General features: G+C 72.4%; 1 pseudogene. It reads right to left on the bottom strand.

Annotated features, from left to right (window positions below):
* Positions 1-439 (bottom strand): annotated as a pseudogene (locus tag FF041_RS35980) (hypothetical protein); the annotation flags it as partial.
* Positions 440-526 lie beyond the last annotated feature (87 nt).

Below are 526 nucleotides of genomic sequence, written 5' to 3'. Positions count from 1 at the left end.
GGTTGACGTGGCGCAGGACCTCGTACCGCCCCCCGGGATTGGTCCGCAACAGCCCCTCCAGACCGGCGGTGAGGGCATCGGAAGGACGGGACCCGTCCGGGCGCACCACCACGGCGCTCTCGGGCGGACAGCCCCGCTCGATCAGCCACCGCTGCCCCAGCGGCACCAGGGAGTGAGCGCTCGCGCCGAACCGGAAGGTGCCCTCGGCCAGGTCACGGGTGATGTGCAGCGCCACGTACGGGGGAGTCTCGGAGCCGCCCCAGACCGCCGCGCCGTTGTGGAAGAGGAAATAGCTGTCGCGGTCGGTGTGGTGAACGGCCAGCGGGGTGAAGTCCTCCTCCGTCATGGTCACGAAGTCGAAGTCGTTCCCGACGCGGTCGTCGGCCGGGAGGTAGCCGTCCACCCGGTAGTCCAGCAGCCGGGACACGGGCTCGGGCACGGTCACACCCCCTCGGCGCCGGGCGCGGCAAGCAGCCGGTGACTCGGCCGCGCAGGGCTCGTCGTGCACGCCCCGAAGGGGCCGTCC

The sequence above is a fragment of the Streptomyces jumonjinensis genome, from assembly GCF_009600885.1.
GTDB lineage: Bacteria > Actinomycetota > Actinomycetes > Streptomycetales > Streptomycetaceae > Streptomyces > Streptomyces jumonjinensis.
This window is presented reverse-complemented; position numbering and strand designations above follow the sequence as displayed.